The following is a 24,449-nucleotide window of genomic DNA, read 5'->3' on the forward strand; positions in this document are numbered from 1 at the left end:
TGAGTAGGGTATTAATTGACCGTTCCGGCCCCCATGGTGAGAATCTAAGAGGTTATACCACTGACGATGGTCTGCAATAAAATTATACAGCCTGGTTGTTTCGCTACCCTTTCAGTAGGGCCTTCACGTTCTACGTTTTTTGCTCTCCTAAGGGATCTTGGTTGCCAGTAGTAGCAGCTCAACCTGCCTTCTACCTAGCTTCTTAACAAAATGACAGGTGTTTTAACAGCAGTGTAGCTTGATCGTAAGGGCACTACTACCCTTTCGGGTCGTGCCCTTACTTCTTACTGCAGATCGTATAGTTGTCATTTAGCTTTAAGCATGAAAAGAATTAGCTATATGAAGACACAATTAGTGCAGCAGGATCATAAAAGTTTGCCGATCTGCCAAAAGCGTACGTATGTTACACCTTCTCTACGGTATATATGAGCAACCTGGCAGTTTCTCTGGCGAAAAACTGTATTTACCCTTAGAAAGTCAGCACACTAAGGATGAACCTGCCCCAAGCTTGGAGAAAGTATGAAATTGTCTTACCCTATTTGATGCATCTTCTGTGCTGGAGTGGTGTTAATAGCAGAACTGCTTATAATAAGCCACGAACTGGTCCCTGCGGAAGCAGTTCGTGGCTTATCCGGTCCAAATCCTTATTGATTGTCCTGTATGCGCAGCCCCTTTACTGCCGTTTTGCAAAAGGAGCTCTTAAGCACCTTGCAAGAACTACGCTTACTGCACCACGTTAGTGGCTGGCTCTTGGCCTTTTAGATTTAGTGGGACGAAGGTGAACATCCACTTTACGGGGTTCTGCCAGTCCTTTCCCTTAAAGCTACCTACCGGCAGCTTCACCAGGACTGTGTTCCAGCCCTTCTTTACCGGCAATGCCACCGGCTCCCGGTACGAGTAGCCCTCATCGAGAAGCGGTATTTCGGCATTTCCCTTCTGGCCAGCGCGTTTCCACTTCGGTGGCGAAACAAGTTTACCGTTCAGGAAGAGGGCACTGCCCCTGTCATCCCAAGTGCCATTGGCCGGGGAGTCGGAGTTGTAGGAGCGTGACAGGTCCTGAAAGCCAATCCAAAAATGCCCGATCGTATCTGTTTCGCTCCAGAACCGGGTGGTGGCGTACCAGGTGGTGTTTTCCGCCGGCTTCTCCAGCACGCCCTTTACGAGAGGGTCCCAGAAATGTCGCAGCACCACGGTGCCCCCTACCGCATGGGCCTCAGGCTTTTTGCCTTTGAAGCTCTTTTTTTCGGGGGCAAAGGAGGCAGACAAATCCCCTTTGTTCTTATAGGGGCCGAAGAGTTGCCAGGTGATATCCGCCTGCGCCGCATAAGGGAAAGGCATACCGGAGAAATAAGATGTCTGGTGATCTGTTAGCCTGCCCTCAAACTCCCGGAACTCCTGCACGCGCTCTGGCTGGTTTACAGGAACGTTGGCAATCCAGCCGGGGTGGCCGCCCCCTTTCCAGCTGCGCTCGGCAAAGGCCAGTATGCCCGGATAAACCGGGTTGAGGCGCAGCACATCCTCCTGTTGCAGTACGTTGCGGTCGTTCCACACGCAAAGGGTGGCACCCAGCACGGTGTTGTCGCCCGCCACACGATCCCCTAGCTGCCGGCTGAAAATGGTCGTCACAGCCTCCAGCGGATCCATGTGGTTGAGGTAGAGATGGCGGGACTCGATATACGTAAGATTGGGATTCGTGGCCCCTTCCTGCATCCACAGCTGGCGGATAGTCGCCTTATCCAGGTTGCCACCCGGATCCCAGCCAATCGTTTTTTTGCCCCGCTCATGCAGCCAGGCTGTCACCTGCGGCAGAAAATCCGGGTTGGTGATCTCCACTTCATCGCCTCCAATGTGCACGTAGGGTACATCATAGGTATCGCTGAAATCGCTGAGTATGTTTTTCAGGTATGCAAGCCCTTCTTCGCTCTGCATGTCCACGCCCATAGCCCGGGTGAAGGCGGCACTGTGCCCCGGCATATCGATCTCCGGCACCAGGGTGATATGCCGGTCTTTGCAGTATTGGATGAGTTCCTGCATCTCAGCCACGGTATAGTAGGCGCCTTTATTGCGCGTCATGTGCTCGGCAGCGGTTAGCTGCGGATAACGGGGCACTTCCAGGCGCCAAGCAATGTCTTCGGTCAGGTGAAAGTGGAAAATGTTGAGCTTGTAGCGCGCCATCACATCGATCTGCTCTTTGAGCATCTCCATCGTCTGGAAATTGCGCCCCACGTCCACCATAAAGCCGCGCCAGCCAAAGGCAGGCCAGTCCAGTATCTTATTGCCTGGTATATAGGTGCCGTCGCGCATTAGTTGGCTAAGGGTCTGAATCCCATTGAAGATGCCGTGGGCCGTGTTCGCCTGCAGCTGCACCTTCTCCTGCGTTACTTCTAAGGCATAGGCTTCTTCCACCTGGCTTGGCGCCTCGGTTTTAGCAAGCGCCAACGTGATATGCGGCTCACCAGCGGCAGCCTTTTGCTTCACCTGCACCGCCAGCCCGCGCTCGGCAAGCATACGTTTAAGGCGCTCGGCCTCCACACGCAATGCCGCGTCCTGCACCACAATGCTGCGGACCCGGTAAAGCGGAAAAGCGCCCTGCGTCCACTGCAGTTGCTGGGGTGCCGGCAGAATAGCCGGCTTCTGCTCCAGGTCAAACACCTCGTCGTAAACCTGGTGCTTCCAGAACATGTAGCCATCCCCGTTCAGGTGCAGCCCATCGTTGGTATACTTTGCGTCGAGCTTTCCGGCTTCATCAGAGAAAGGAGTGTGCAGGTCGAGGTAAGTATAGGCATGGGCGGCGGCCTTTGCCTGGAGCTGCGCGTTCACTTGTTTGATAGCCTCCCCGTTACGGGTATGGCCACCAAACTTTCCGAACCGGTTGTTCACCGGCAGGATACTTTGCATGTATACCTGCGTGGCCGGAGTTTTCTCTTTCAGATAATCTGCTATCCAGAACAAATTCTTCAGCAGGCTGTCGGGTGCTATACCTTGTGCCAGGTCGTTGGTGCCGATCAAAAGAAACACCTTGGCCGGCTTCCGCTCCGCCACTTCGTCGAGGCGGTGCATTACCCCTGCGGAGACATCGCCGCTGATCCCCCGATTCTTCAGTCTGCTGTCGGCAAACAACTCACTCCACTCGCCCCCGTCGCTGATGCTGTTGCCCAGGAAGATGATGTCTCCCTGCGTATGAGGCAGGTTGCGGAAAAGCGTTGCCCGCTGGTGATAATAGGTAGAAAAAAGGCTATCGGCCAGCTTTACCGGCTTCACCTGCGCCCAAGAGGCGTTACCCAGGAACAGAAGAAGGAGCAGGAGAACGAACTTTTTCATAAGCATCAGGAACGAAATGATGTTTGGTGAACTGATGCTGCCAAGACTATCCATTTGACGCCTTGGAGCAACGGGATTATTTGGTTTTTCTAGATCTTTTTCAGACGGAAAAGCTTCGTCTCATGGGACTGCACGCGCCCCTTCCAGTTTTTGCCTTTGCCCACGGTTTTGTGCTCCCACAAATCCCTTACTTCATACTTTCCATCCAGGCCAAGATCAGCCCATTTTATACTATAATTTTTTGACTTTCCATCCCTGTTAAGGATAGCTACGGCCACATCGCCGTTCTCAAGCGGCTTCACGAACACGTTCCAGGTATCATTTTTAACCTTCCGCTCAGCTTGTTTGCCCAACGGGTCCTGGTTTACGGCAATCACTTCTTTGTTGAGGAGGATGCGCTTGGTAGCCTCGTTCATGTTGCGCACGTCGTTGGTGGCAATTAGCGGGGAGGCCATCACACTCCACAGGCTCATCTGGCTCTGGTACTCGGTGTCGTTCATGCCAACCCCGCCCATGTCACCTGAGGGACCTGGCTTGCCATACAATCCTACCACCAGCATGTCCGCGTCGTTCCAGCGGCCTGGACCGGCATAGGCATGCAGTTCGGCATTGATATCCAGGATGTCCAGAATGCCCTCGGCGTTCTCGTCCTTGCTAAGGTTTTTCCATTTGTCGCGCACGTCGTAGGTGGTGCGCCACAGGTGTCCGCCGGCCTCGGCGGCCCAGTGCCAGGGCTTGCGCTGCCCCCACTCGCAGATGCCGAACACAATATCGCGACCGCTCTTGCGCAAGGCATCGCTCATTTTGGTGTAGCGGGCCACGGCCGTGGCCGAGTCTTTTGGAGCATGGCAGTAGTCGTACTTGAGGTAGTCGATGTCCCAGGAGGCAAACGTCTTGGCATCCTGCTCCTCAAAGCCAAGGCTGGCCGTATAGCCCGCGCAGGTCAGTTGTGCGGCATCAGAGTAAATTCCCAGCTTAATGCCCTTGCTGTGCACGTAGTCGGCCAGGGCCTTGATGCCAGAGGGAAACTTCTTTGGGTCGGCGATGATGTTGTTGCGGTTGTCGCGGCCGCCCTGCCAGCCGTCATCGATAAAGATGTAGTCATAACCGGCCTCCACCATACCGGAGGCCACCATCGCGTCTGCCATCTCTCGGATATCCTTTTCATTGATATTATCTGCAAAAAAATTCCAGGTCATCCAACCCATAGGGGGCGTGGGGGCTAACGTCTTCTGCTGGCCCGAAGCAGTGCACACATAAAGGCTTAAAACTAAAAGTAGGAGCAACTTTCTCATAAGGGTAATTTCACTCAGTTAAACTCGAAATAAGATTTTGTTTGGCTTGTGATTTAAAGTATCGCTGTGTTCTACAGCTGCCTATACTTCTTATAGTTGATAAAGAGATGCCTTGGCGCTGCTGACCATCGTTGCCGCTGAGGTGCTGTCTAACTCCCCCAGTTCGAAGGCTTCAAGTATGGTGTCCAACTTCTCTAACCCGATCTGGTTTCCGGTGCGTGTAAACTCTTCGCGCAGCAGGCGTATTTTTTCGAAATCCTGAATCCCCTCCACCAGTTTCTCAAAGCGAATGGACGTGAGTGGCCCAGGGTATACCTGGTAAGTATCGCCAGCTGGCCAGGTCCTGAACCTGCTGTCCTGAGCAGGGTTTTCTACCCAGCTGTTGTAGGCCCAGCGCAGGTAGCCTGTAAAACCCTGCGCCGCCGCGTACCAGCCTATCCAGGTATGCTCTGCCGGGGGCGAAAAAGTGAAGCCGTTCGGGCGGGCCTCCTCGCAGCTGGTATAAAACGTGCTGGGCATGCCATCAGCCTTGCGCCGCTGCAGCACCTGCTCCCCGAACTTCCATTTAGAGGCAATGCTGTAGTCAAAAATATCCTGCTCTATCTCCGGGTGATAGATGCCGGCTAGGGCGATCTTCCAGTCCGGATCTGTCTCTTTCAGGAGGCTGATCACGGCCTGCATGTCAGCCAGCGGCCGCTCATCCATCGCGATGGAGGTAATAGCGAACCAGCCTTTCTCCTTCAGATGCCGGGCGAAATCACGGAGAAAAGCTCCCCAGAAGGCATTATAAGCCGGAGTGCCTGCCTTACCTGTAAACACGGTGTCCTTGCCGGCTCCCTCGTCAAAGTAGGTGAAGGACATCTTCCAGGGCACCATCGTGTAGCAATTAATGCGTTCCGTAATCCCGCAGGACATGACAAACGACACATACTCGTCAAAAAGGCTATAGTCATAAGACCAGGTACCGTCTTTTTTCCGGGTCCATTTGATCAGGCTCGGAAAATCGTCGTAGGTTTGGTGGTTCCAGGGCTCGTCGATGATGCTGGCGGTAATATTTTTTTGCCCGGCGGCGGCCAGCATGTTATAGTAAGGCCTCATGCGGGCGTAATGTTCCGAGCTCCATAGCGGCACGCCATGCACACGGGCAATGGCGGCGGGGTGCTGCCACAGGTCCAGGTCGAAGGCCCACTGATCGGGGGCAGGCAGTTCGCGTTCCTGCACATTTATAGCTATCCGCAACTTGTAAGGCTTTCCGGCATGTACGGTAACGGTGCCTTTATACGCACCAGCAGGCGTGCCATGCGGCACGGCAATGCTAAGCCAGATGGGCTGCACCGTATGAGATGCAAGCGCCGTCACGGTGGCGTTGTCAATAAGGTCTGCCACTAGCGAGGAGTCAAAATCAGTTGGCTTACGATACCCGCAGCCCTGCCCGAACTCATCGGTGATCACGTAGCGCACAAAGCCGGCCGTGATGTTGTCGCCCGGGATGCGGTTTCCCTTTTTGCCCTTAAGTTCAGAAACGCTGACACGAAGCTGCGGCACCTCCCGGCTCGCCCACACCAGCAGTTGCGTGTGTATCTTCTCACCTTTCCAGGCCTCGGCTTCCCACTTGTCCTGCAGGGGCACCTGCGGCACCTGGTCCTGCGCAAAGCGTGTGTCGCTGTTGGCAAAGCTCACGTTCACGGGCTTTTTCAGGTTGGCCCATCCAGCTTTCTCCTGTTGCTGCGCGCTGAGGGGCAGTGTAGTAAGCACCAGGCTCAGCAGAGCTAATGCGAATAAAAATATTCTCATCCGAAATATGTTACAGGTTAAAGGCTGCTCAGTATACTTTCTACTTTTACGCCTAGTAGCCACAGAGGCTACCCTCTCCAATGTTACTCACGCTGTTCCGGGAGTATGAGCTGATATTAAAGAAGCCTGGGCGGCAGCCCAGTTCCTATTGTGGCGACGGCAGGCTCTGGCGCCACAATAGGAAAAAATTTGCGTTAACGTAAACGCAAGTATAGAAAAAGTGAATTCCCAGTAAGATACAACCCAGCTTTAGATACCGCCCGTCCGTGCTTCTCATTTGTAAAAGACTTACACCCCATACTTACCCACAGTACTACGGATGAGATGAGAATTGCTTTCAAAAAACCACCCCATCAGGGACACTTACGTTGCCCCGCCTCACCTAGCACTCACAGGTTGTGCCTTTAAGGTAGGGGAAAGATAGGAAATGTCTTCGTAAACGCAAAGTGTAAAACATATTTCCACCCGAAAGCCAAGTATAGAAATTAGCCCCCTGTGTGACCCTCCGCGTACTGCAGCGCCTAGTTTTTGTGATCTCTGAATTTGCTCAGTATCCCTCCATACTTTCCTGAAAATCCAATCTGGGACTAGAGACATTTGATTGAAATTTACTGCAGACACGTGCCGTGGTATACCGGTGTGAAGACATTCCGAAGTGGGTTCAAGCGCATTGCAAGCCTTTACCCGGTGCAGTTAGCGCAACCGGCACCTCCGGGTGGTAATCCCGTAGTTCTTGCACTATTTTTTCAGCACCAGTCCTGCCTTTGTTTATACTTGCGCAACGCCGACACCCGCTAAACCGTAAATTTGTACTCACAGTTAATCTTAGTGTAGCATGTCTTATATTTTTCAGGATTGGGCCGCCAACAAGGGCAACCTTAAAGGCAGGCTCGTGATGGTGCTCTTCCGCCTTGCCCGCCCTGCCTCTATTAACACGTTATTCAGAATCATCTGGCTCCCTTACCTCGCATTTTACAAGGTTTTTGTGGAGTGGATCTTATGTATTGAACTCCCCCACTGGACCACCGTTGGGCCCGGAATGGTGATAGGCCACGGGCAGGCGCTGGTGGTGAACGGTTGCTCCATTATCGGCAAAAACTGCTTTATCAGGCACTGTACCACCCTGGGCAACGTCCGGAAGGCAGATGGCTCTTACTCTGGCTCCCCCATCATTGGTGATAATGTGGAGATCGGCTCCAATGTATGCATCATTGGTGAGGTGCGGGTGGGTAATAACGTTAAAATCGGGGCCGGCTCCGTTGTGGTAAAGGATATCCCGGACAACTCCATTGTAGTGGGAAACCCGGCCCGTGTCATCAAAACAATAGTACCGGATACGTCAGGCGCTACTCCCGAAGGGCCACCACAAAGTATAAAGGAGCCAATCAAGGAGATGAGTTCTCTAAACGCATAACACGAAAGGCAGCTTCGGCTGCCTTTCGTGTTTACTGCGGAATCTGTTGGATGAGTTTGTGTAAGCCCTCGCGGATTTGCTTTTGCAGTTTGGCCGAGTTATCGTCCGGAACCACTCCTTCTGCCGCACCCTGCCACACCAGCTCATTGCGAGCGTTATCCACCAGGTGCTGCGACAGGGTGCCTTGCTGGTAACGGCGCACCTCTATCTCCTCGCTCTTCCAGGTATAACGGCGCTGCCCCATGTAGAAAGGCGGATCAGTGAGGATATTGGTCTCGCGGGTCTGTACTTTTTCGGCCACTACCACACCCAGGTTAATCTTCAGGTCTGGCTGAGTGCTGCTGCGGCTAAGTCCCCGCCGTTCCAACTGCTGGGTTACCTCCTGCTTTACCTGGTCGAAGTGCGGCGCGTAAGGCTCCAGTTCTACACCGCTGGTCTCCACCTCATAAAAATCAAAGGTTTTATAGTTGGAGAGACGGAATCCTTCATCGGCTTCTACATCCAGCACCCTAACCGGCGAGCATGCCGCCACAAGCAGGCACAGCATACTTAAGAGCAAGTATGGTTTTATCATCATCTGCATTCTATATACTTTATACTTGTACAGGCTATACGCCAGCCAATTAATAGCGTTTGCCACCATTGGGCTTCAGCCGGCAACGTATACTTGCTACAAGCAGGGCATGGGGTTTAGATGATTAACTCACGTAGACAGCAATATTTAAGAGGCCAAACTTTTGCATATGTAACGCCGCCGCTTTAATTTGGCATTCTGAATCGGGGTGTAGCGTAGCCTGGTATCGCGCCAGCATGGGGTGCTGGAGGTCGTGGGTTCGAATCCCGCCACTCCGACTAGTAAAAAGGCCTTTTACAGCGTGTAAAAGGCCTTTTTCATGAAAAATAATTTCCTTGCGTCAGTAATTAAGGCAGTTGGGATGAAAAAAGCAGACATGAAGTACCCCTTTAAGGAGGCTCGCTTGGTAGAAAGCAAGTCTGCCAGATGGTATGTAATCTTCTATGTCTGGAACGAAAACCTGAACTATGGCAACGGTGGCCTGGAGCGAAAAAGGATCTATGATGTAAATGCCTACCCCACCCCGGAGCTGCGTCGCTCCCAGGGAGAGATCCTAGTGGATAACATCAACAAAATGCTCAAGTCGGGTTACTGCATCAAGCGAAACCTGCCCGAAGATCAGTTCAAGTCCAAGATTGACATGAACCGCTTCACCTTGAAAGAGGCGATTGAGCTCCATAAGGAAAACAACAAGAACACCCTCTCCAAGCAAACCATCAAGTGGTACGGCACACTTCAGTCAGCCCTTTATCCCTGGCTGGACGCTAATGGTATCGGCGACATCCGTTTAATAGATTTCAACCTCGAGATGGCCAATGCCTTCTTCAATTACCTGAAGAATGAAAAGAAAGTGATCCGGAACGGAGAGGAAACTATTGGGGTGGGTAATAAGACTTACAATAACTACCATACCTACTTCAACGCTGTTTACAACGCCTACGTCAACCAGGAGCTGATCAAGAAAAAACGCAATGTCATCCGGAAGCTGAAGAAGAAACGTACCCAGTCCGGAAAACACGCCCCTTTTTCCCATGCACAGCTGCAGCAAATGTACGATAGACTGAAAGCCGCCGAGGAGCACAACCTGCTTCTCTTCATCCAGTTTGTCTATTATACACTCACCCGCCCTGGCTCCGAAACACGTTTTTTGCAGGTAAAGCACATTCACGAATCTACGATCTTCATTCCGGCCGAAAATGCCAAAGGCGACAGAGGGGAGCACATCAGTATACCACCAGGACTTGAAAAACTTATCCAGGATAATAAGCTACGGGAGTATCCTGCGGATTACTATGTGTTTACCAATTCGGGTGAGCCTGGTCCAGAACCTGCCGGTATCAACTATTTTTACCGCCAGCACAAAAAGCACCTGGCAGAGCTGGGCTTTACAGACAAACCCTATACCCTGTATAGCTACAAGCATACGGGCAATATCATGCTTTACCTGGCTGGTGCGGATCCAATCGCGATACAGAAGCACAACCGGCACACCTCGCTTGATCAGACGCTCAAGTACCTGCGTGACCTGGGTATGATCCGGAATGAGGACGTGATCATGAAGTTCCCGAGCTTTGCCACGGAGAAGTCTGAAAACGAAAAGAGCGAACACCAAGTGCCCGCTCCCTCGCTGAGTTAAACCCAATCGTTCATCCTATTCCTGGCAGGGGCAATCCCCATCGCCCGTATCTGCTTCCGCTTCGGATGACAAATCAAAGGTATTTAAAAAGATTGGCTTATCCGAAGGCCCTGCGCTCGAGGTCATTCAGGACTTGCAGTTTGTCTCGGGTGTCACCCACATTGTTGTGCACCTCAAGTCGAGTTGGCCACGCCTCTACTTTGCTATTCAGGGTATCCACTTTCTGGAGGAGCTCATCAAACTTTTGAACCAGCCGATCATCCTGTTGGATCGTAGGTAAAGCCGGTGCCCCTCCGGCCGTCATACCGCCATCGGCAAAAGCCCGCACCCCCCTTTGCCTTTCGGCCTCCAGGTATCCCACCAAGTTGGCATACTTTGGAGACTCGACCATCCAGTTTGGGATCACCAGCTCCCGGCCAGCCTCCCCTATTAATCCCAGCTGCGCGTCGTTTACCCAGCCACCCTTGGCAAAAGTTCCAATAGATGATCCTCCAGTCAAACCACTGGCCATCTGCCATACACCTCCGACCTGACTCATCGGAACGGTTTTATCTCCCTTGGTCATACCTCCTTTTTCGAAGGCTACTACTTTAGCCGTGGCAAGCCCGGCCCGTAAAAGGGACTTTGCATTGCTCAGCGGCAAGTAAGCAGCTCCAAAAGGCCCCATACCTGCGGCTGCTACAGCATTTAGGGACAGTTCTTTTTGCAGGTTAATGGCAATCTCTGCTATGGCCAGCACCTTTCTCAGGTGCTTCAATGCCTGAAAAGCAGTTGACTCTTTATCCATCAGGTCCATTACGCCTTCGAACGCATCTGTCAACATGTTAAGCCTCATATCTGTCATCTGACTCTCAAACTTGGTTCGCTCCTCAGCCATGGCCTTGGCCTTGTCTGTTTTGTCACGCTCAATCTTCAGCAACTCATTATTGATGCGAAGCGCCTCAGCCGTTTGTCCCAAACCGCTCTCCTGCAGATAGGCCAGCTTTTGCTCGAGCGTCTGTTTGTGCAACTCTAAAAGAGCTTGTTCCCTGGCCGCTTCAGCGTCAAAAGTTCTAAGGAACTGCTCCTCCATGGCAAGCGCCTGGTATTCCTCTTCTTCTTCAAGCTGCGTGAAGTATTCTTCCTGTTTTTTCTCCTTATCCGCAATTTTAGCCTCTTCTTCTGCCAGCTTCAAGGCTTCTTCTTTCATGCGCCGCTGTTCATTGTACTGATCTATCAGCGCCTGCTTTTCCTCTTCTGTCGCAGCAGTGTTGGCCAGAATGTCTGCTTTGCGCTTCTCCAGCTCAGCCTTCTCCTGTTCATGCTGGTAGCGCAGTTTAGCCAATACCTTATCCACTCCCTCCTCCATCAGCTCGATCTTGAGTTTGGTGACTTCCTGCTCAGATGTGACTTTGGCCTTTTTGTACTCCTCCGTCGCTTTTTTCAGGGCGCTTTCCTCTTTTTTGCGCTGCTGCTCGGCTTCCTTGGCTGCCTGATCAGCGGCTTTTTTCTTTTCAGCACGGGTGGCTTCGTCAATCGCTTTCTGCTTTGCTTTTTCATCCTTTATCCGCTGGTCCGTCTCCTGCTGCTGCAGCTTTTTTTCGTCTTCCAACGCCTGCATGCGATAATGCAGGCGACCATCGACAAAGGCTTTCTCTATCCTACCTCCTAAACCCCTGAAGGCGTCCGCTACCCCGCTGAAATCGCCACTGGTCAGCGCCTTCCATCCATTGGATACACTTTGCCATACCTCAGCGAAAATAAAGCCGAATCCTACAATTTCATCACGAACCTTTCGGACGGCCTCAATCAAAATAGTCAATGACTTTAGCCCGACAGTCTGTATCATCGTCCACAGCCAGTTCAAAGTAGCTCCCGTACCACTAAAGCTTGCCCCAAGTTCGGCCTGCGCCTCTGCCAACAGCTTCTCGGCCTCCAGTTGGTCGGCTTGCGCTGAGGTCAGGGTATTCGTGGAGTCAATCATACCCTCCAGGCCGCCGTTTACTTCATGCAGGCTTTGCAGAAAGGCAAGCCCTGCATCCTCCCCCGGCCCCCCAAACACGTCGGCGATCACTGTCTGCAGCTCATTTGCCGGTATCTGGGTGTTGTTCATTTCCTTGCTCACTAGGCGCAGCGCTTCCATGGTGGTCATGGATCCATTGTTGATGCCTTCAAACACCTTGTCCGTGAAGCCCTGCCCAAAGGCTGCGTCCAGCGCCTCGCCGGTTGCCTTGGTCTGCTCCCGAATCCGGAGGCCGAATTCCTTCACGGTGTCGGCCGCCTTGTCAGAGAAGATGCCCGCTTTCTCGCCCTTCACCAGGATGCCGAAGAACTCCTCCGCTGTAGCTCCGGAGGCGGCAAACTGCGTGGAGTACTCCTTGATCTGCTCCAGCATTTCGCCACTTGAATTGGCACCCGCCAGGTAACCTTTCTCGATCAGGTCAAAGGCCTCCTTATTCGAAAGCCCGAACTCCTTCATCAGCACGTTCGCCGATTTTATGACTTCGTTATGATCCTCCTCAAAAGTCTTGCTGATGGCCTGCACGCGCACGTACATCTGGTCGAGCGCCTCGCCCTGTGCGCCGGTCAGCTGTTGCAGACTACCTTTTACTTGGTCGATGTGGTTGACCAGGCCCAGAAAGCTCCGACCCAGATCCACGATCGTCTGCAAAGCCAGGAGCGGCAGGAAGGCAGCGACGGCCGCCTGAAAACCGGCCCGCATCAAACCTGAGGCGCTGGTTATGCCGTTCAGTCCCAACTTAGCGGCAAAGGATGCTTTCTCCACACCGTATAATTCTTGCCTGGTATCAGCGATGCGGTCGCGCTGCGTCTGCAGGTCTTTGATCAGCTTGGCCCTTCCGGGATCATCAGACCCCATTTTCCGGAGCTGATTGTTCATGAGAGCAGCCGCAGCGTTCATCTCCTTCAGGGAGGCATTTACCTTTTGGCCATTCAGGATAATCTCTATTTCCCTTGTTTCTTTGTCTGCAGCCATTTAAAAACGGATTACAAATTGATGGTCTAATGAATCTTTTATTTTTGCTGTGGCCTCGTTGGCCTTGAGGCCAGCCATGAGCAGGCTGAGTTTAAAGGTCTGGTAGCCAATCGCGTCCCTCGACTTACTCCACCACTTTTTAGGTCGTCTGGCATTGCCGCGCACCTTACCGATCAGTCGCCTGCTCTCTGTGCTCTCCTTCACTTCTCCGACCCGAGTCCCCTTGCCAACCCCCATATCCACCATCTGGCCATACCAGGCGTAGGCGATGGTGATTTTCATCTTGTCATCGCCTGCCTGGCTGATTACCTGCGTTTTGAAGGAATCATAGAGGTAGTTGGTGTCTTTGATGCGCAGCTTTTTGATATTGGTCTGCCAGTTGAGCACGGCGAACTTCAACCACTCCTCAGCCAGCTGCCTTTTACTTTTGGGTTCAGCCATGTTATACCCGCACTTTAAAAAATGAAGCTTTGGCTGTCTGGATGCCTTTGTCCAGACTCACGGTAACACTGATCTTGCGCCAGAGCGCCTTCACACTGGCCAGCTCATCTTGCACCAGCACTTTGCGATCCTGGCGCAGGGTGCGAAGGTCAGTGATGCTCAGACTCACGTCCGCTTCCACTGTTTCCGTTTCGCTCAAGAACTCCAGCCACTCCCGGTGGTACTGCGCATAGAGTGTGGCCGGCACCAGGGGCTGTGCCTGTTGGCCACCGTAGTAAAGCAGGTTGAGCCCGAACTTACCTTCATAATTTGCCTCCTGGCTGGCCACCGGTACTCCGTCCGCTGCCATTTTCAGCGTGCCCAGTCCAATGGGGATTGTCTCTTTTCCTTTGCCCACCTGAAAGGTATAGGCCTCGACCGACAGCTCTTTGTTGAGATCGTCGTTGCTGTCAGGCTTGAGCTCCAGCCGAAAACCGTCCGTTTCGTTGGGCTTCCACTCTTTCACGCGGATCTGGCGACTACGCCAGTCGGCAAAGTCAGTATTCCGGATCACGTCGCGCAGGCGCACGATCTCCATGTTCTTGGTGGTCGTGTTGAACACAAACCCTAAGGCGAAAGCGGCCCTGATTGCCTTCAGGAAATCGTTCACCTTCATATCCGGCATGTGGTGAGCGTAGATTACCTGCCCAGGATCCGGTGGCTGCACGTTGTAGATCACCAGGGATCTGATGGAAGCATCGTCGAGCCAGGCACCAGAGCAGGTATAGCCGTACTGCTTCATTACCTGCCGAAGAATGTGCACCAGGTAGGGATATGGCACCTGAGTGTTGTCCGCAAACTTATCGTTGCGCACCGTAAACCGGACAAACTCCAGCCCGGATCCCAAGTCCAGTTCACGCAGACTGTCATTTTTAAAGGCTTCACCCAGATCCCCTATATCCGACTGAAAGCTCACGCTGATGCCACTGTCGCTGGTGCCCATAATATAGAGCTTGCCCACCCGCCACAGATTGTTGAGGTACAGCTGGCAGTCGAAAGGCTCCTTGCGGTACCGACGCATCGACAGGCTGCCAGGAAAACCCAGCATGCGCTTGTTTTTTTTGCTCCAGGGTAGCGTGACAGGGTAGGTCAGCATGCCGGGTATGCGGTCTGTCTCAAACAGGGAGCTGAAGTACTCCACCTGCACGGAGGTGCTGGCGTTCAGGTCCAACTCCTCGTCTGCTATTCGGAAAGCGATCATGGATTTAGCGGCTTAAGCAGTGCGGATTCGTCCGGATAGCCCGAAAGGCGTAGCTGCGGGGTGTAGCTATGCATTTTGTTTAGAATAAAGTCGAAGCTGATGGCCGGGAGCTTGAGCGGATCCTCGTCCAGCACGTCGGCCGACTTGTCAGATAGTCTGCCCGGAATGAAGCGGTCGGATCCAATCAGTTTCACGTCCGCTGAGTTCAGGAAGTCCTGCAGAGCCAGTAGCTCTGCCCGGCTCTTGTGGCCGGTGCTCAGCTCCAAAGTACGCTGGCTATTCTTGGATAGGATGATGGAGTCGCCACTCAGCGCATCAACCGGTCGGCTGCGCTCGATCAGCTGCGCTTTCGGATCCACGGAGAGCCTGGCCCTGCCGGTCGCTGCCAGCGTGTTGTAGCCTCCGAGTGAGTTGGCATAAATAAAATAGCGCACCTGGGCAAAGCTGCCGGTGCTGAGTTTGTAGCGCCTGGTCTCAGAAAGTACATTGTTGAATCCGTCCACCACATACACTTCCCAGCTGCGCACCTCCTTGCCAGGCTGCAGCGACCCCAACCCCAGCTGGTTATGCCCAGTTGGTATAGCATACAACTCAAAGCGCCTGATATCGCCCTGTGTAAACGGTTCGATGGTCTGGGTGCCGCCATCCTTTAACACAACTTTTACCCGAACCCGGAAATCTGTCAGCTCAAAGCTGTCTGGCATGAAGTAGAGAAACTCCTGCTGGTCAACGAAGGTCTCCTTCACTGCTGGCTCCCATGTAAAGAATGGTTTACGGTTTTGGCGATAGTTATTGAAATAGGTTCCGGCAAAGTGCTCCGGATCGTCCAATCCGCCGCAGAGTACATAACGGTTGTCCTGCACCGTGAATGGGTCCAGCACGACCGGGTCGCCGTAGGCTTCTGTATGGCGTAGGAAAAAGCGCTTGAAGGCTTTATCGGCCCGCTTCACTACCTTCTGGTTAAAGTCGGGTAAGTGCGGCTCCACGAAAGCGTCGAGAATCTCACGCACGTCGAACTGTGTGCGACCATACTGATCGGCCGGGTGCTCGAAGGGTTCCGGGGTGGCCAGCATGAAATTACCGGAAAGGTACTCCGGCTCGACCCATACCTCGCAAACAAAACGGAGGTTCGGCTTTTCCTGGTAATCAGCGGCTTGCAGACTCAGCAATACAGGATTTTTGGAAAAGAAAAAGCGTTCTGATGAAATGGTGAAGGTAACTGTCTGCGTACAGTCAACCGAGTCTCGTACTGTCAGGGTATAGCGGCCGGGTGCCACATCGGATCGGTCCTTGGTATTGACGCCATCTTCCCAATGAAAAGTATAGGGCGCAATGCCTCCTGAGGCGGACACCTCAATAGAGTTGTTTCCGATTGAGCCGATCACCTGAATCTGGTTGTTCTGCCTTACTTCAACCTCCTTGGAGTCTGAAAAGCCTTTGCTGTCGGTTACAGTAACAATGTATGTTCCTGCCGGAATGTTAAATCGGTTCTGCTCTGTGGAGCCATCATTCCAACGGTAGGTGTAGGGCGGAAAAACGCTCTCCACCTGCACTGTGATATTGCCGGTGTTGTTTCCGTAGCAAACAACATGGAATACGTTGGTGGAGATGTTAAAAGGTGGTACCCATCCGCAGTCAAGTGAGTTTTCGGTGTGCTGTACGCTCACAATGCCTGTTCCGTCGTGAAAGTACTCTCGCTTGGTTGTGCCGTTGCAATTAGAGTGAAATGGCCGAGTCAGGTCATCCGGGTAAATGTGGGGCTCTCCCTCAAACTCTCGCGCATCCCCCCCAGTGGTTGTGAACTGGGAGTGCGTTGTCTGGAGTGTGACCGTGTCGAAAAAGTAACTGTGCTGCTGGGCCTGCCAGTTCCCATAGCTAACCTCTACAATGTTGTCGACATACTGGTATAATAAAATTTTCGCCATCGCTTATACTGAGAATTTATCACGCTTGTAGTACAGCGCCTTGTTTGCTCCCTGTGTAAAGAAGAAGTTGAACTTGGTGCCGTGGTAAATTTCACCCACCGGCCCGATGCGCTCATTGGTCACGCCGTTCACGGTCATGTGTTTTTTGGGTGGCGTGTAGTCTTTGTTGATGCGCTCTAGCGTGGCGCCCATGATCTCCTCGCCTATCTCCTCAGTTTTGTCGAGCACAGCCTCCAGTGCGTCATGGTCGCCCTCCGGAACGGGGTGCAGAATGATAAAAGAGCCGTGGTACTCCTTGAGTTTCTGGTCGCCGTTGTTGTCGGAATAGTCGGCCTCGTAGCTGATCAGGATCATGGCGTAGCCCTCGGCCAATCTGCTCCGGAGAGAGTCGTAAAACTCGCGAGCATCCATGATGCGCTGCAGCGGGTCAGAAGAAAGGATCAGACGCACGAAACGGCACTCGTCCTCGGAGTTCCGGATGTCGATATGCTCACTGGCCAGTTGCCTGAAAAAGGTAGTGTATTCGCTGTGTCTCATCTGTGATTGTTCATTTCGTGTTGGCGCCTCAGCTCCTCATGCTCACGGGCTTGGCGCTGCATTTCCTTGAAAACCGTGTGCACCCGCTGCCCGGAGGTTTGTTCCATGGTGCCGAACTTCTCTCCGGAGAGGCTCAGGAGTACGTCACCCCAGTCGCCCTCGGCGGCTTTGATCTGATTGGATTCAGTGAATACTTTGTCGTAGCGCTGCTCCAGCTCCTTGCGGCAGCCACGGTACCAGGCCAGGACGGCGAATTTGACGTGCAGCGGCAAAGCCTCAATCAGCGGCAAGCGCCCCTCAATCAGGTGTTCGTTAAAGTCCTGGCGGATATCGCCTTTATAGGTCGGGCTTTTGGGGTCGTAGTCGGTGCGCTGCGGACGGTATAGGCAGGCAATCAACTTCTCGAGAAAAATGATCTTATCGGTCTTGCAGAAGAAAGAGAAAAGCGTGTCGCAGTAGATGAACTCGGCAAAGGTGAGGTTGCGGAAGCGCTCGGATGGGCCGTGCAGCTCTTCGGCTGACAGTGTTTTCTGGGCTCGGCAGGTAAGTAGCGGCACCAGCTGCTTGGTAAGTCCCACAGTGCCCAGGAAGTCCAGCAGCAAGTATAGCCCAAGGCGTTGCACACCTGTGAACTGATGGATGATGACCCACTTAATGCCGAGCAGCGTTTTAAGCAGCTGGAGGTTCTTTAGGTGGTAGGCTACCTTGGGGTCGCCTGGTAGCGAGGCAAGCTGTATCCGGATGATCTCAAGCAGTTGGCCAGACGTGAGCTCATTCCAGGAAGCGGCCACTTTCAGGTGCACCTCTTCTACTTTTTTTGCTTTGGAACTGGTCTTGTATCGGAAGGTGATATCGTGCATTTAGCTAGGCTTTTCACGAATTTCACCACGGGAGAGGGGTAAAAAAAAGACATAAAAAAGCCCTATCTATAGGACTTGATTTATGTTAATATGCTTTACAGGTTAATACGATGCTATTCTAAAAAAATCAGCATTGTGTTTTCCATTTTTAGACAGGCAATATTTAATATATGTAACTTATTATCTGAAAATCCTGTTACATTTGTACCACATATCTATTACAAATTGATTATACTTCGATTATAATCAGATTATGAATCGATAGATTAATGGAAATAAGCTGTGGCATAACTTTTTCCATATAGTGAGACTTATTAAATATCCACTATCCCCTATGTCAAGACTAAAAGAGTATTTAAAAATAGAGAACGGTAAAGGTAGAATTAAAATGGGCCTACATAGCGTCACATTCGATGACCATGGCCACGTTATTATCTATGTACCTTCATTAAACATTTCTGCCTATGGAGACACTTTTGAAGAGGCACAGGAAATGCTTGAAGTAGCTTTAGATGATTTTTGTGAAACCCTTTACAGCTTACCCGAGCCTCAAAGAACCGAAGAGCTCAAAAAATATGGATGGAACCGAAATCCCTTATTTAAGAAAAAATTTGAGATAAGTGATTCATTTGTAGATAAAGAAGGCCTTTTAAAGAATTTTGAACTATCAGATGATACCAAGGTTGAAGAAACCTTTTTAATGATTGCATAGATGGGCAACCACCGACCTATCCCAACAAAGTGTTGGGAGGCCTATTTGACATCCTTGGGCTGCTTTTATAACTCAACTAACGCTTCGCATCATAAGTGGAAATGCCCCGGAGCCCTGCGCTCTGTTATTTTCAGAGGGGCAGAGAAAGAAATTCCTTTCGCTCACATTGTAACTAATCTGCAAACGCTGGGAGTGAGTAAGAAAGATTTTTTAAGCTGGGTTGAGACTAACTGCTAATCATAAACTATCATAACAAAAGCCACTCTGTGAAGGGTGGCTTTTGTTATGATAGTTCTACTCTATCGTATCTCCTCTCTGCCTATACCTGATTTTTCTTAAAAACTCGTGCAGGTAAAGGAGCTCTTGCTGCTCGGATTCCCAAAGGGCAAATTCCTCCGATGCGTACTTCACACAGATGGTTTCCATTTGCACTAGTGTGGCCTGCAGGTTGGATACATCAGGTATACCTTTTAGCAATTCAATAAGTGCTCCAAGTACGGCTTCTGAGATGTGCGGCTCGTTGCGGATGATCAGCTCTTCCTGGCCATCCACTACTCTCTTCGAGATACTCATGACCGCTTGGGGTTGAACGGTACGGGCTGACCATTGCTCCAGCGCCAGAGTCCTACTGGGGCGAGCTTCTTTTGACGTGTAATTTTTGGATGTTTTAGCATGGTACTATTGGTTTAAAAACAATATTGCCCCGATAGAAGGAGCTGCTAAAACATCCAGTGTGGATTATTTCCGATAGCCCTTACGACTACCGACTCACTTCTACCGAGGCAATATTATGGGTTATATATAGAAACCGAATGTTCCTAAAATAAAATTGCCACTCCCAAACCAACATAAGACTGGTTTAAAGTGGCGTCTTTTCCACTGAATGTTTTAGCATTTCAAAAGTGGTAAAAAAATCTATACCTGCAAAAGGCCAGCTGATAATTATTTTAGGGCCAAATCAACAGCGCCGTACACGGCCAGCCCTAACACAATGCCTTTCAGTATCCTGACGACTTTTGGCTGTGCTTTGGGCTTGACGACGTAACTCTGGAAATCGGTCACGGTACTGTGCGGGTTCAGGCTCCGAAAGTAGACGACTGGCTGCAAAGGTTTGAACAGACCTGCCCGTTCCTCTTGCTGCCAAATCTCAAACTCATTGCGGATCCGAAGCTGCTCCAACCTGACACTATCCGGCCCAGCCTGCACGCGCCCACTCACCCAATCGGTGTTAATGTGCCCAGTATAGGTAACGGTTTTCGTACTGTCTGGCAAGTAGAGCACCACTAGCTGCGCCGGGGCACTGGCGGTGATATCGGTCTGCACCGTCGCCACGGTCGCACTGGAGACTTTCGCACCCGCTTTCCTGACCACTTCCTGCAGACGGTGGATATTCGAGTCCTTGTCTGCCAGCATTGACAGAAATTCCCTCCGCTCCAGCTCTAGTGCCTGGCGCTTGGCCACTTCAGCACCAGCTTTGTCTTTGTGGCGTTGTATCTCGGTGCTTAGCACCTTATAGACGGCCTTTTGGTTCTGCTCCATGGTCTTCTCAACAGAGCAGCGCGTTACCAGGCTGCTCAGGGCGATGATAAGGAGCACAAAAAGCAGCAACAATAATTTGCTGCCGCTTTGGATAAGGTTTTCAAGTTTTACTAATAGGTTCATATTAAAGCGTGGTTACAATGATGGTTGCTCCTGATCAGGAGAGGGCACTTTCCCGGTTTCCTTGTAATCGACCAGCTTTGATTTGAGCCAAACAGGTAGGTAACCCTTGCCGATCTTACTCAGGTTCTCTTCCACGGATATTGCTTCACAGACTAGCATATACACATAGAAGCCACCCTTCAGGAAAGGCACCAGCATGTGTACAACCTGGTTCGGAGAGCCATCGACTAAATGAGAGGCAATACCATGAATGATGATCAGCCCCACCGCATACTGCTGAAGCTTCTCAAACACCGATCGCATTTTGAAAGAGTGCAGCCGCTTGAGCTTCGCATTTACATACACACCAGTGAAAGTGTCTATCGTGACGAAAATCACCAGGAAAGGCACAAAGTCCCAGTCCGCGAAAACATACTTATTGAACCACTCGCCCGCCTCCTGGTAGATGGAGGCGAAAGCGATCAGGATAGTGAACAGGCGCATAGATTAACTGAAATATAGGTCAGACTCCGCTTTTCTTCTGCGCACTAGGCCCGGCAGCTCTTTCCCTCCCCCGTTCTTCCATTTGGCAAACTCGGCAGCAATGGTTTTGTCGGCTGGGTTAGCATTAACCTTCCGGAGCAGGGTGCTCTTTCTGAAGTTTGCCTCGCCGCAGTTAAACGTGAAGCTCACCAGCGCGCTGAACTGGTTCAGCGTGAGCGGGGCAGTTACGGCTCTTTTCACCTTCTCCTCAAAGCCTCGCAGCACAACTGCAAACAGTTCGTCTGCCCGCTCCTTCGTGATCTTTTCACCTCGCTTCACAGGAGCTCCGTTTTCATAATAGGTACAGCCATAGCCTATGGTCCAGACGCCGGCCGGGCACAGGTAGGCATTAAGCCGACAGCTCTCAAACTGGTGGATGAGCGCAAGGCCGAGCAGGTTGGTTTTCAGATGCTTGTTCATTGTTAGAAATTAATAGACCCACTTCGGGGCTTGTTTAACAGGTTTGAGGGGCTTGGCTTGCTTTTTCTTTTGGAGCATGGTTTGCTGAGGTTTTGGGCAAGGAAGAAAGTCTTTACTAGCACCGCACCCGCAGAGCAGTAGAAATCCGAGCAAAAGGACTGGTTTCATGGATTATCAAATGAATGCGAAAACTTTGGTGTCAGGCTTGTTGCGGAAAGTAGCGGGCACCACATGATCAGGCGTGTACAGCTCACTCTCGAAATAAGCTTTATAGTTGTCGGCAGAGGCGTTCTTGTTGAGGTACTGGCGCAGCTTGGAAAGGAAAGTCTGTCCATCAGTATAGGCCTGCTCTATTTTTTTGAGCAGCAGCTGGTCGTTATTGGCCATGGCTCCCTCGCTGGTATCATCTACCAGCATCTCCAGGTTCAGGCTGATCGTGTCTCCGGAAAACTTAAAGCTGCGCTCTGCGATGGCCTTGGCCGCGACCAGGTGCGCCACAGCTGGGCGTATGAACTTAGAAAGCAGCAGCTTATTCTCGTCGCTCACATTCCCTTCCTTAATCTGGGCTTTGATTTCCTCGTAAAGCGCCTCGCCAATCACTGACTCCACGGCGAATGGCTCCACCTTTTTGATGATAGACTGAAGTGACAGATAGGTCATGCGGGAGTCGCTGATATCGTACTCCTGGCTGTATTCTCGGGCTGAATTGATGAAGAATTGGCGAGTGACAACTACGGCGGAATTTATGCCCCAATCGGTGAAATTTTCTGCCTTTTCATGCTCTTCCAGAAATTCAAGCACCGACTCGAGGCCATTATAGCCTTTGGTGAGCAGATTGAGTTTCAGGCTGCGGATCTGGAACCGGTAAGCTGCCTTGTCCGATCGCGTGATGCCGCCATCGGAAATCAGCACCTGGTTGATATCCATGTAGCTGACCATGGCCAAGTTGCCCAGCGCATACTGCACCAGGTAGAGCAGCTCCTTTTGCTTATCATCCAGCGTGTCATCCTGGTATCCCGCATGCAGCTTCGCATATAGCGTTGCCCCCAGCAGCTTTTTGATTTGGTCGCGCTCCACTAGCAGGATATCAGGCAGCACGTTCTCTAGGCTGAAAGTCGCCCTGTTCACCCGGACGATTTTCTGAAACTCTTCTTTGGTTTTAAATAGGGCCATTATTGCCGGTTGTTTGTTTTGAATCCGATAGGAAGCCGTTCAGAAGATTTCGCCACCATGGCCAGCGGGAAGCGGCTGAAGTGCGCTTGGTGGTTTTTATCCAGCCACACGCATTCTACCTGTGCAGGCTTGAGCAAATCTGGGTGCGCCGGACCTGGCACCCTGGCCACAGTCATGCTGCAGCTTGGGCTTGACTTGAGGTGCACTGTGTCACCCACTTTAAAGGCGGTTTTCATGGCTTAGGAAGTTTCCTGCTGCACCTGCTTGCCTTTGTCAAGCGTCATGATGAGCGGGTTCTGGAACCTGAACTGGAGCTCCGGATCCCAGCCGTTGTAATCCCTGATCAGGTTAAGCGGCTCCAGCACCAGGTCTTGCTCAAAGCGTGAGGTCGAAACGAAGTTGTTAAAGGCAACGCGGGCATCAGAACCAGAGCCTGCACCCATACCTTTGCCTGGACTTACGCCACGTAAAGTCGGTGCTACACCCACGGCAGTATAGATGTAGGAAGCAGCCTCTTGCGAGTCCTCGATATAGATTCCGTCTTTAAGCTTGTCATCGATGGCCGTCACCTTGAAAGCCGCGATATCCTCGCCCGTGTGTGGGTTGCGCACCGTAGTGGCTATAATAGACTTTCCAGCTCCATCGGTACCCGTCATCACGGCGTTGAATGTATCCAGCTCCTCAGCGATGATCTTCTGCCGCTCGTCCACTTTCTTAGAGTCCCAGTCGCCGTATTTCCACGTCCAGTAAGCATGGTGCACCTCAATGAGGTATTTCACCGACAGCTGGTTTTTGAAGAGTTGCTTTTTGAATTCGGGGATAGCCTTAGCCACATCAAGCCAGCCAGTCCGGCGCACAGCATTCCAACTGGCCAGTTGGTACTCGGCTTTACCAGGAGAGGGCACGTTAATCGGATAGATAAACTTGAAATCCTTTGTATTGGCCCGGAGCGCCTCCACCGGATCAAAGTAAGGATCTATTACTGGTACCTTGGTGGTGTATTCGTCTGTGATGTTGGCCCCATTGTCCCAGTTGGCATTGATGTAACAGAAGTTAATCACGCCATCCGTTTTGGGCTTGGAGAAACGGCAGAAAACAGCGTCCTGCGCCGTCAGCATCACAATCTTCTTTCTGTTTTTGGATAGGATGAACTCTGGGAAAGCGTTAGCAAAAAAGGAGATATCCGTTAGCGCCTCCAATGCATAACGGTTAATATTGGAGCGTTTCAGAAAAGCCTCCACCTCAGGGTCTTTCTTCCGGATGAATATCTCGTTGCCCTTTTCGTCTAGCTGCACATGGCCATATACCACACCCGAGCCGTACCAGGCCTTTGCTTTCCAGCTCAGTGTGTCGGAGAGAACTTCGTTGCCCTCCACATCTTTCATCACATTCTGCGGAAACAGGTTGTCATCGCCCCACATAGCGATTTCGTCACCCATGGCCTTTACTACCGGCGTAGTGGCTACCGCACCAGGAGTATCGCCACCTTTGCCAGCTATAACTGTGCTGGCGGAGGCCAGCGGCATGTTCAATTTGATAATGGCACCAGCTCCGGCGCTGGTATAGGCGAAATTGCCGTCCTTGCTTACAACTATGCTCATCAGATAATGACTTCCATTCCGTTGACTTCCTTGATGAGCCAAATGCTGCACTTACGGATCTGGCCGCTGGGTACCACCTTTAGGTTGCGAGTGTAGTTCTCGTAGTGGTGCGGCTGTTTTGGAGTGGCTGAGGGGGGAGTCTGCTGCAAAGCCGTCGACACGGATGCTGTCGACTTCTTCTTACTTTTCGGCTGGTCACCGGTCATGTAGCACTTGTCTAGCTTGACCCAGTAGCCGCCTGTTCCTCTTTTCCTGTCACACGCAGCAAAGCGTATAGAGAAAGGCTCTGTGGCGTTCTCCATCAACTCTAAAGCATCCTTCAACCTGATTATGCGCTTGCTCATCTGA

At 51.8% G+C, this 24,449-nt stretch carries 21 protein-coding genes and 1 tRNA gene; 4 read left to right on the forward strand and 18 right to left on the reverse strand.

Annotation, left to right across the window (positions count from 1 at the left end; translation table 11 throughout):
- Positions 1 to 723: 723 nt before the first annotated feature.
- The 3 genes from OH144_RS10350 to OH144_RS10360 form a co-directional block, all read right to left on the reverse strand.
- Positions 724 to 3,321, reverse strand: coding sequence for a family 20 glycosylhydrolase (locus tag OH144_RS10350; protein ID WP_266206227.1), 2,598 nt, complete (start codon positions 3,319 to 3,321; stop codon positions 724 to 726).
- A gap of 89 nt (positions 3,322 to 3,410) precedes the next feature.
- A complete protein-coding gene (locus tag OH144_RS10355) occupies positions 3,411 to 4,616 on the reverse strand; it encodes a glycoside hydrolase family 27 protein (protein ID WP_323134793.1) in 1,206 nt (401 codons plus the stop codon).
- A 90-nt stretch (positions 4,617 to 4,706) separates the two neighbouring features.
- Entirely contained in the window at positions 4,707 to 6,410 is a 1,704-nt protein-coding gene (locus OH144_RS10360; protein WP_266206228.1) for a DUF4091 domain-containing protein, read from the reverse strand.
- A gap of 835 nt (positions 6,411 to 7,245) precedes the next feature.
- Here OH144_RS10360 and OH144_RS10365 point away from each other — a divergent pair.
- Positions 7,246 to 7,824 carry a serine acetyltransferase gene (locus OH144_RS10365; protein WP_266206229.1) on the forward strand — a complete coding sequence of 193 codons (579 nt, stop codon included), beginning with the start codon at positions 7,246 to 7,248 and terminating at the stop codon, positions 7,822 to 7,824.
- Positions 7,825 to 7,855: 31 nt separating this feature from the next.
- Here OH144_RS10365 and OH144_RS10370 read toward each other — a convergent pair whose 3' ends face one another.
- A complete protein-coding gene (locus OH144_RS10370) occupies positions 7,856 to 8,407 on the reverse strand; it encodes a DUF4136 domain-containing protein (RefSeq protein ID WP_266206230.1) in 552 nt (183 codons plus the stop codon).
- Between the two features lie 195 nt (positions 8,408 to 8,602).
- Here OH144_RS10370 and OH144_RS10375 point away from each other — a divergent pair.
- Together OH144_RS10375 and OH144_RS10380 are read left to right on the forward strand one after the other, a co-directional pair.
- Positions 8,603 to 8,676, forward strand: a tRNA-Pro gene (locus tag OH144_RS10375).
- A gap of 83 nt (positions 8,677 to 8,759) precedes the next feature.
- On the forward strand, positions 8,760 to 10,034 hold the full coding sequence (locus tag OH144_RS10380; protein WP_266206231.1) for a tyrosine-type recombinase/integrase: 1,275 nt from the start codon (positions 8,760 to 8,762) through the stop codon (positions 10,032 to 10,034).
- Between the two features lie 97 nt (positions 10,035 to 10,131).
- Here OH144_RS10380 and OH144_RS10385 read toward each other — a convergent pair whose 3' ends face one another.
- From OH144_RS10385 to OH144_RS10410, 6 genes are read right to left on the reverse strand one after another with little or no spacing between them, the layout of a single operon-like run.
- Complete coding sequence (locus OH144_RS10385; protein ID WP_266206232.1) at positions 10,132 to 13,008, reverse strand: phage tail tape measure protein; 2,877 nt, start codon at positions 13,006 to 13,008, stop codon at positions 10,132 to 10,134.
- Positions 13,009 to 13,449 carry a hypothetical protein gene (locus OH144_RS10390; RefSeq protein WP_266206233.1) on the reverse strand — a complete coding sequence of 147 codons (441 nt, stop codon included), beginning with the start codon at positions 13,447 to 13,449 and terminating at the stop codon, positions 13,009 to 13,011.
- 1 nt (position 13,450) lies between these two features.
- Complete coding sequence (locus tag OH144_RS10395) at positions 13,451 to 14,689, reverse strand: hypothetical protein (RefSeq protein ID WP_266206234.1); 1,239 nt, start codon at positions 14,687 to 14,689, stop codon at positions 13,451 to 13,453.
- Positions 14,686 to 16,614 carry a SprB repeat-containing protein gene (locus tag OH144_RS10400; protein ID WP_266206235.1) on the reverse strand — a complete coding sequence of 643 codons (1,929 nt, stop codon included), beginning with the start codon at positions 16,612 to 16,614 and terminating at the stop codon, positions 14,686 to 14,688. Before OH144_RS10400 ends, OH144_RS10395 begins: the two co-directional genes overlap by 4 nt.
- Positions 16,615 to 16,617: 3 nt before the next feature.
- Positions 16,618 to 17,151: a hypothetical protein gene (locus tag OH144_RS10405; RefSeq protein WP_266206236.1), complete on the reverse strand. Its 534-nt coding sequence runs from the start codon at positions 17,149 to 17,151 to the stop codon at positions 16,618 to 16,620.
- Positions 17,148 to 18,011 (reverse strand): hypothetical protein, encoded by an 864-nt coding sequence (locus tag OH144_RS10410; protein ID WP_266206237.1) that lies wholly within the window; start codon positions 18,009 to 18,011, stop codon positions 17,148 to 17,150. The genes OH144_RS10405 and OH144_RS10410 overlap by 4 nt, the downstream gene beginning before the upstream one ends.
- Positions 18,012 to 18,345: 334 nt before the next feature.
- On the opposite strand from OH144_RS10410, the gene OH144_RS10415 reads away from it, so the two are divergent.
- Positions 18,346 to 18,723, forward strand: a complete 378-nt coding sequence (locus OH144_RS10415; protein ID WP_266206238.1) for a type II toxin-antitoxin system HicB family antitoxin — start codon at positions 18,346 to 18,348, stop codon at positions 18,721 to 18,723.
- A gap of 294 nt (positions 18,724 to 19,017) precedes the next feature.
- Here the strand turns inward: OH144_RS10415 and OH144_RS10420 are convergent, their stop codons facing one another.
- The 8 genes from OH144_RS10420 to OH144_RS10455 form a co-directional block, all read right to left on the reverse strand.
- Positions 19,018 to 19,296, reverse strand: a complete 279-nt coding sequence (locus tag OH144_RS10420; protein WP_266206239.1) for a hypothetical protein — start codon at positions 19,294 to 19,296, stop codon at positions 19,018 to 19,020.
- Positions 19,297 to 19,665: 369 nt separating this feature from the next.
- Positions 19,666 to 20,385 (reverse strand): DUF6549 family protein, encoded by a 720-nt coding sequence (locus OH144_RS10425; RefSeq protein ID WP_266206240.1) that lies wholly within the window; start codon positions 20,383 to 20,385, stop codon positions 19,666 to 19,668.
- 12 nt (positions 20,386 to 20,397) lie between these two features.
- Positions 20,398 to 20,868: a phage holin family protein gene (locus tag OH144_RS10430; RefSeq protein ID WP_266206241.1), complete on the reverse strand. Its 471-nt coding sequence runs from the start codon at positions 20,866 to 20,868 to the stop codon at positions 20,398 to 20,400.
- A 3-nt stretch (positions 20,869 to 20,871) separates the two neighbouring features.
- Complete coding sequence (locus OH144_RS10435; protein WP_266206242.1) at positions 20,872 to 21,327, reverse strand: lysozyme; 456 nt, start codon at positions 21,325 to 21,327, stop codon at positions 20,872 to 20,874.
- 174 nt (positions 21,328 to 21,501) lie between these two features.
- The gene (locus OH144_RS10440; RefSeq protein WP_266206243.1) at positions 21,502 to 22,500 is read right to left on the reverse strand and encodes a DUF6712 family protein; all 999 of its coding nucleotides are present in this window, start codon (positions 22,498 to 22,500) and stop codon (positions 21,502 to 21,504) included.
- A complete protein-coding gene (locus tag OH144_RS10445) occupies positions 22,500 to 22,736 on the reverse strand; it encodes a hypothetical protein (protein WP_266206244.1) in 237 nt (78 codons plus the stop codon). The genes OH144_RS10440 and OH144_RS10445 overlap by 1 nt, the downstream gene beginning before the upstream one ends.
- Before the next feature lie 3 nt (positions 22,737 to 22,739).
- Positions 22,740 to 24,101: a hypothetical protein gene (locus tag OH144_RS10450; RefSeq protein WP_266206245.1), complete on the reverse strand. Its 1,362-nt coding sequence runs from the start codon at positions 24,099 to 24,101 to the stop codon at positions 22,740 to 22,742.
- The gene (locus tag OH144_RS10455) at positions 24,101 to 24,445 is read right to left on the reverse strand and encodes a hypothetical protein (RefSeq protein WP_266206246.1); all 345 of its coding nucleotides are present in this window, start codon (positions 24,443 to 24,445) and stop codon (positions 24,101 to 24,103) included. Before OH144_RS10455 ends, OH144_RS10450 begins: the two co-directional genes overlap by 1 nt.
- Between the last annotated feature and the right edge of the window lie 4 nt (positions 24,446 to 24,449).

The organism is Pontibacter kalidii, from assembly GCF_026278245.1.
GTDB classification, from domain to species: domain Bacteria; phylum Bacteroidota; class Bacteroidia; order Cytophagales; family Hymenobacteraceae; genus Pontibacter; species Pontibacter kalidii.

What these genes read in the sequence shown, in the direction of transcription:
- OH144_RS10350 (WP_266206227.1), bottom strand. Translation starts at nt 3,321, where the DNA reads ATGAAAAAGTTCGTTCTCCTGCTCCTTCTTCTGTTCCTGGGTAACGCC.
- OH144_RS10355 (WP_323134793.1), bottom strand. Translation starts at nt 4,616, where the DNA reads ATGAGAAAGTTGCTCCTACTTTTAGTTTTAAGCCTTTATGTGTGCACT.
- OH144_RS10360 (WP_266206228.1), bottom strand. Translation starts at nt 6,410, where the DNA reads ATGAGAATATTTTTATTCGCATTAGCTCTGCTGAGCCTGGTGCTTACT.
- OH144_RS10365 (WP_266206229.1), top strand. Translation starts at nt 7,246, where the DNA reads ATGTCTTATATTTTTCAGGATTGGGCCGCCAACAAGGGCAACCTTAAA.
- OH144_RS10370 (WP_266206230.1), bottom strand. Translation starts at nt 8,407, where the DNA reads ATGCAGATGATGATAAAACCATACTTGCTCTTAAGTATGCTGTGCCTG.
- OH144_RS10380 (WP_266206231.1), top strand. Translation starts at nt 8,760, where the DNA reads ATGAAAAAAGCAGACATGAAGTACCCCTTTAAGGAGGCTCGCTTGGTA.
- OH144_RS10385 (WP_266206232.1), bottom strand. Translation starts at nt 13,008, where the DNA reads ATGGCTGCAGACAAAGAAACAAGGGAAATAGAGATTATCCTGAATGGC.
- OH144_RS10390 (WP_266206233.1), bottom strand. Translation starts at nt 13,449, where the DNA reads ATGGCTGAACCCAAAAGTAAAAGGCAGCTGGCTGAGGAGTGGTTGAAG.
- OH144_RS10395 (WP_266206234.1), bottom strand. Translation starts at nt 14,689, where the DNA reads ATGATCGCTTTCCGAATAGCAGACGAGGAGTTGGACCTGAACGCCAGC.
- OH144_RS10400 (WP_266206235.1), bottom strand. Translation starts at nt 16,614, where the DNA reads ATGGCGAAAATTTTATTATACCAGTATGTCGACAACATTGTAGAGGTT.
- OH144_RS10405 (WP_266206236.1), bottom strand. Translation starts at nt 17,151, where the DNA reads ATGAGACACAGCGAATACACTACCTTTTTCAGGCAACTGGCCAGTGAG.
- OH144_RS10410 (WP_266206237.1), bottom strand. Translation starts at nt 18,011, where the DNA reads ATGCACGATATCACCTTCCGATACAAGACCAGTTCCAAAGCAAAAAAA.
- OH144_RS10415 (WP_266206238.1), top strand. Translation starts at nt 18,346, where the DNA reads ATGTCAAGACTAAAAGAGTATTTAAAAATAGAGAACGGTAAAGGTAGA.
- OH144_RS10420 (WP_266206239.1), bottom strand. Translation starts at nt 19,296, where the DNA reads ATGAGTATCTCGAAGAGAGTAGTGGATGGCCAGGAAGAGCTGATCATC.
- OH144_RS10425 (WP_266206240.1), bottom strand. Translation starts at nt 20,385, where the DNA reads ATGAACCTATTAGTAAAACTTGAAAACCTTATCCAAAGCGGCAGCAAA.
- OH144_RS10430 (WP_266206241.1), bottom strand. Translation starts at nt 20,868, where the DNA reads ATGCGCCTGTTCACTATCCTGATCGCTTTCGCCTCCATCTACCAGGAG.
- OH144_RS10435 (WP_266206242.1), bottom strand. Translation starts at nt 21,327, where the DNA reads ATGAACAAGCATCTGAAAACCAACCTGCTCGGCCTTGCGCTCATCCAC.
- OH144_RS10440 (WP_266206243.1), bottom strand. Translation starts at nt 22,500, where the DNA reads ATGGCCCTATTTAAAACCAAAGAAGAGTTTCAGAAAATCGTCCGGGTG.
- OH144_RS10445 (WP_266206244.1), bottom strand. Translation starts at nt 22,736, where the DNA reads ATGAAAACCGCCTTTAAAGTGGGTGACACAGTGCACCTCAAGTCAAGC.
- OH144_RS10450 (WP_266206245.1), bottom strand. Translation starts at nt 24,101, where the DNA reads ATGAGCATAGTTGTAAGCAAGGACGGCAATTTCGCCTATACCAGCGCC.
- OH144_RS10455 (WP_266206246.1), bottom strand. Translation starts at nt 24,445, where the DNA reads ATGAGCAAGCGCATAATCAGGTTGAAGGATGCTTTAGAGTTGATGGAG.